Source organism: Burkholderia sp. 3C, from assembly GCF_054589155.1.
This window is the reverse complement of the sequence record NZ_BAAILN010000029.1, coordinates 1-5,418: the sequence shown is the minus strand read 5'-3', so window position 1 is coordinate 5,418 and position 5,418 is coordinate 1. Positions and strand designations below refer to the sequence as shown.

Sequence of the window (5,418 nt, the reverse complement as noted above, 5' to 3'; positions counted from 1 at the left end):
CCGATGATAGTGCGGATTGCCCGTGTGAAAGTAGGTAATCGTCAGGCTTCCCCTTCAGAACCCCCGCTGCGAATGCAGTGGGGGTTTTGTCTTTGGGGCTTCTGAATCAGCCCCCCGCTCCCGTCACCCGCCAAACGGTATTGCCGACATCGTCCGCGATGATCAACCCGCCTTCTCGGTCTTGCGTCAGGCCAACCGGTGCACCGTGGAGCTGCTCTTCGTCGTCGGACGTAAAGCCTGTGACCACCGGCTTTGGCGCTCCCGTGGGTTTTCCATCTTTGAACGGCACATACACCACGGCATAACCGCTCAACGGTGAGCGATCCCAACTGCCATGCTCGCCGATGAAGGCGCCGCCCCGATACTCCGCCGGCAGGTTGTTGCCTGTGTAAAACCACAAACCGAGCGGTGCGACGTGCGAGCCGATCGCGTAATCGGGGCTGATCGCCTTGGCGACGAGATCCGGGCGCTGCTGCTTCACACGCGAATCGACATGTTGCCCGTAATAGCTGTACGGCCAGCCGTAGAAACCACCATCCTGAATCGACGTCAGATAATCGGGCACGAGATCGGCACCGATTTCGTCGCGCTCGTTGGCGATGGCCCAGAGCTTGCCGCTCTTCGGCTCCCATTGCAGCCCGGTGGGGTTGCGCACCCCTGATGCGTAAATGCGGCTCGCGCCCGAGGCCACGTCGACTTCGAGAATCGCCGCGCGTCGATATTCGACGTCCAGGCCGTTCTCGCCGATATTGCTGTTCGAACCCACGCCGACATAGAGCTTCTTGCCGTCGGGGCTGGCGAGCAGCGACTTGGTCCAATGGTGGTTGACGGTGCTCGGCAGGTCGGCCAGCTCCACGCCGGGCGCGCTGATCGACGTCTGGCCGGTGGTGTACGGGAATTTCAGCAGCGCATCGGTATCGGCAACGTAGAGCGTATTGCCGATCAACTGCACGCCGAACGGCGAATCGAGCTTGTCGATGAACGGGTATTTGTCCCATTCGCCGTTGCCGCCCGGTTTCCTGCGCAGCAAGGTGATCCGGTTGCCGCCCGGCGCGCCCTTGCCGGCGCGGCTCGTGATCATTCCGGCAATCAATTGCTTGGGAGAACTGACGGGTTCCGTGTGCGGGCTGTTCGACTCGACCACCAGCACATCCTGATTCGGCAGCACATAAACTTGCCGCGGATGTGCCAATCCCGAAGCGATTTTCTCGATTTTCAAGCCCGGGGCAATCTTCGGCGTTTGTCCGTCCTGCCAGCCCACGCCCTTCGGCACCTGTATCGGCGGCATCAGGAAGTTGCGTGCGCTTGGCAGCGGCGGATTCGCGCCGGATTGATGTTCCGTATCGTATTGCGCCTTTTCGCTGCAAGCACCGAGCAGCATTGTCGCCGCGATGGCGGTGGCCAGCACGTTCAGTGAGAGCGACTTATTCATGACGGCCCCCTTGTGCGCCGAAGCCGAACTTGCCGAACGCGAGCGTCAGTTGGCCAAGGCCGAGCAATACCACCGTGATCACCGAAAGTAGTACGTTCTCCGGAACAATCGCGTAGGCGTCGCGGCTATGCACGAATGCGTTGGCAATTGCGGCGATAATGCCGGCCAGGTTCAGCCAGAAGTCGAGGCGTTCGGTACGCAACACCGGGCGGCGAGACGGTAGCCAGACATGCCCGAGATTGAGCAGGCGCGGCACGATCGCCATCACCAGCCCGATGCTGACGAGCCAGGACGCGCCCTTGGCCCAGAGCACGTTGGTGGTATTGGCGTAGACGATGTCGAAGATCAGTGTGCCGACGAACAGGCCGTAGGGAATTGGATTGAGCAGGTCGAAGATCGCGGTGGCGAACCGCGACCGATAGCTCGGGCTGGCTGGAGTCATGAAAAAATCCTCGTGTCTGATTGGAAGAAGGTGAACAATCACGCGCGACCGCAGCAGAAGCGATACGGTCGTCCCACTGACGCCACGCTGGCGGCGGCGTCATCAGCTCTCAGGTCATGTCGATGTAGCGAAGCACGGTGATGCAGCCCGCGATCGCAACGCGGTACACGGGCCTCGTGAAATATAGGCCAGCTTTGGCCGATGCGTATCGAAGCGAATCGCTTCATGTCGCGGCAAACCGGTATCGATGCGCGCGCAACGGCATCGCGCAGCCGCCGGATCGTTGGCACACCGATGCACTCGGCACGTTCGTTCGCCACGCTTTAGCCGCCATTTCGGCATGCGCTTATGAAGGCCATTCATCAATGGCTGTGCGAAGATACGCGCTCGGTTCGCAGCCCTTTGCGACAACGCCGGCATTGTCGCCGGCCCGCTTTAACGGAGCCATGGCGAATGCCCACCCTCGACAACATGCGTTTGTTCGTGAAGGTTGTCGAGACAGGCAGCTTCACGAAGGCCGCCCAAGCCGCCCACGTCGCGACGCCCCAGGTGTCGCGCGCCATTGCCGCGCTCGAATCGCAATTGCGCGTGCGCTTGCTGAATCGCACCACGCGCCGGATTGCCGTCACCGAAGCCGGCGAACGCTACCTCGTGCACTGTCGCCAGATTCTCGATCTCGTCGATGAAGCGGAGGCCGAAGCGTCGGGTGCGGCGCGCTGCCCGTCGGGGCGCTTGCGCGTGCATGCCACCGCGGGCTTCGGCCGGCACTACCTGGTGCCGCGGCTCGCGCGTTATCGCGAGCGCTATCCCGAGGTCATGATCGACCTGACGCTCGCACAGCGTGTGCCCGATCTGGTCGATGAAGGCTACGATCTCGCCGTGGTGGTGGCCAGCGAGTTGGGCGATTCCACCTTGGTCGCGGAGCGCATCGGCACCACCTACAGCGTGCTGTGCGCATCGCCGGCCTATCTCGCCCGCGCGGGCGTGCCGGCCACTGTGGCCGATCTGCACGACCATGTCTGCCTGCAACTCGTGGTGCCGAATGCCTCGACCAGCGCCTGGCAGCTCGAAGGCGCTACGTCGTCCGAACTATTCATGCCGGAACAGGAATGGCCGTTCGTCGTCAACGTCGCGGACGCGATGGCCGATGCGCTGCGTTCCGGCATGGGCATCGGGCCGTTGCCGATCTCCACGGCGCTGGAAGGCTTGCGCGACGGTTCGCTGGCGCGCGTGCTGCCGGCCTGGCGGTTGCGCTCGAACGGCATCCATGCGCTCTATCCGTCGCGGCGGCATCTGGAGGCGAAGGTGCGCACGTTCATCGATTACCTGCGTGCGGTCGTGCCGCCGGTACTGGAGCTGGAATCGCATGCGCTGTCGTCGCTGACCGGCGCGGCGAATCCGCACGCGGTGCGCTCGTCGCATGACAGGGACGACGATAAGCAGGCAAATGGCGCCGAGCCGGAGCAGCCGCTGGAACACCACGACCTGAGCGACTGCGACGCCTGAACGAACCCGCCCGGCGTCAGGTGGAAGGCGTCAGTCGCGATGGCGCAGCGCGTCGATCACGAGCGAGAGCGCGCGCGACGATTGCCGGCGGCTCGGGTAATAGGCGTGATAGCCCGGAAACGTGGTGCCCCATTCCTTCAGCACGCACTTGAGATGACCGGCGCGAACGTGCGGCATCAGTTCGTCCTCCGGAAGATAGGTCAGCCCGAAGCCTTCCAGCGCGGCGGCCAGCATCTGCGGCGTGCTGTTGAAGATCAACTGGCCGTCGACGCGCACCAGCACGTCGTGCTTGCCCTTCTTCAACTCCCACGCATAAAGGCTGCCGCGCGTGGGCAGGCGCAGGTTGATGCAGGCGTGTTCGAGCAGATCCTGCGGGCACTTCGGCAACGGGTTGCGCGCGAAATACTCGGGCGAGCCGGCGATCATCATCCGCACGTCGGGGCTGATGCGCACGGCGATCATGTCGTTGGCCACCTGATCGCCGAAACGCACGCCGATGTCATAGCGCTGCGCCACGATGTCGGACAGGTTGTAGTCGATCGACATCTCGATCTTGAGCCCCGGGTAATCGGCCAGCAGCGGCTTGAGCCGCGGCCAGAGGATCGAGTTGACCGGGTGATCGGTCGCGGTAATGCGGATCAGGCCGACCGGCTTGTCGCGCAATTCGGACAGCGCATTGAGTTCGGATTCGATTTCGTCGAAACGCGGCGCGGCCACGTGCATGAGCCGCTCGCCGGCCTCGGTGGTGGCGACGCTGCGCGTGGTGCGCGTCAGCAACCGCACGCCGAGCCGCGTTTCGAGGCCGCGGATCGTATGGCTCAGTGCCGATTGCGACACGCCCAGTTGCGCGGCCGCCTTCGTGAAACTGCGTTCGCGCGCGACGGCGAGAAAGGCCAGGAGATCGCTGAAATTGTCGCGTGCCATCGAGGAACCCACCGGGCGGTGGACATAAATTCGAGATAAAGATCGTGCATGCTATCACCGGCTCGAAACGCACGTGTGGAGTGTGGCCGTTCGTGAGGGTGCGACATGATGGCGCTCCGATTGATGAACGTCATTCATAAGGCCATGCCGTATCGAGCGGCTAATCAAATAATCCGGACGCTGTTACATTGCGGTTCGCCGGAAGATGAGCGTGGTTTCCGGCGCGCTTGACCAACGACGAAGTCAGCCGGCGGACACCTTGCCGGCAGCCGGATTCACGCACACTACCCCGTGCGCATCGTTGGCCGCGAAGCGACCGGCACGCGTTCATCGCCATCGGCGCGCCCTGAAGGGCACGCGATATCAGTTTCAGGAGGCTGGCGCCGCAAGGCGCGGGAGACGGGCGCCATTCAAGGCTCGAGCGAAGCGGTTCGCACAAGACGAACCGGCCGCGACAGGCCTGACGGCGCCACGACGGACGCAGCGACGTCCGAACGTACGAACCGAGCTTTCTGGAGTTGCCACATGAAGTCGTATTGCAAGGCCGCCATTGTCGCGGCCGGTTTCGTCGTTCCCGCCATTTCGTTCGCGCAAGGCAATGCACCGTTGACGCGCGCGCAGGTTCGCGCGGAGCAGGCCCGCTACGAGCAGGCCGGTTTCAATCCCGCGCGCGACAACCCTTCGCATTGGGTGGACGACCTGCAGGCCGCGTCGGCCCGTGTGAATGCCGAACGCAACCGCAGCATGCGGACGGCCAGTGGCGGCGCGAACCCTATGCCAACTATTGCAAATTGAGTTTGATTCAGCGCAACAATTTTCTGTTTGTGATAGGTTCCCGCTCCACTCATCAGTTTGATGTGTCCGGGCGCCGGGTCATGCATTGGCTACGGTCCGGTCGCGCATCCACTGACGTTGCACCGGAACGGGGTGTCCGATGCAGCGGCCGAGCCGGGTCCCGGGGTTCTTCGTCTTTTTTGTGTCCGCGCTGCGTGCCGCTTCGCGGATGCCGTCGTCGCATCGTCTCGTCGTGGCCGCCCGTTCAGGGCGAGCGGCGGCGAGCGTGACACGGGCCGACGCCGCGATCGCGGCGCCGGCGCTTGTCGTCCCCGTGTTT

6 protein-coding genes are annotated in these 5,418 nt (G+C 63.5%); 2 read left to right on the top strand and 4 right to left on the bottom strand.

What is annotated here, in order from left to right; all coding sequences use genetic code 11:
- Window positions 1-106: 106 nt before the first annotated feature.
- Window positions 107-1,432: a PQQ-dependent sugar dehydrogenase gene (locus ACYP33_RS04100; protein ID WP_459619864.1), complete on the bottom strand. Its 1,326-nt coding sequence runs from the start codon at window positions 1,430-1,432 to the stop codon at window positions 107-109.
- On the bottom strand, window positions 1,425-1,874 hold the full coding sequence (locus ACYP33_RS04095; RefSeq protein WP_459619862.1) for a DUF2231 domain-containing protein: 450 nt from the start codon (window positions 1,872-1,874) through the stop codon (window positions 1,425-1,427). Before ACYP33_RS04095 ends, ACYP33_RS04100 begins: the two co-directional genes overlap by 8 nt.
- A 453-nt stretch (window positions 1,875-2,327) precedes the next feature.
- Between ACYP33_RS04095 and ACYP33_RS04090 the strand changes: the two genes are divergently transcribed.
- Window positions 2,328-3,380 carry a LysR family transcriptional regulator gene (locus tag ACYP33_RS04090; RefSeq protein WP_459619860.1) on the top strand — a complete coding sequence of 351 codons (1,053 nt, stop codon included), beginning with the start codon at window positions 2,328-2,330 and terminating at the stop codon, window positions 3,378-3,380.
- A gap of 30 nt (window positions 3,381-3,410) precedes the next feature.
- Here ACYP33_RS04090 and ACYP33_RS04085 read toward each other — a convergent pair whose 3' ends face one another.
- Window positions 3,411-4,304, bottom strand: coding sequence for a LysR family transcriptional regulator (locus ACYP33_RS04085; RefSeq protein ID WP_414448430.1), 894 nt, complete (start codon window positions 4,302-4,304; stop codon window positions 3,411-3,413).
- A 291-nt stretch (window positions 4,305-4,595) separates the two neighbouring features.
- Here ACYP33_RS04085 and ACYP33_RS04080 point away from each other — a divergent pair, with 291 nt between their 5' ends.
- Window positions 4,596-5,099 (top strand): DUF4148 domain-containing protein, encoded by a 504-nt coding sequence (locus ACYP33_RS04080; RefSeq protein ID WP_414448429.1) that lies wholly within the window; start codon window positions 4,596-4,598, stop codon window positions 5,097-5,099.
- Window positions 5,100-5,177: 78 nt separating this feature from the next.
- On the opposite strand, the gene ACYP33_RS04075 is transcribed toward ACYP33_RS04080, so the two are convergent.
- A partial coding sequence (locus ACYP33_RS04075) for a hypothetical protein (RefSeq protein ID WP_459619857.1) occupies window positions 5,178-5,418 on the bottom strand: 241 nt, incomplete at its 5' end.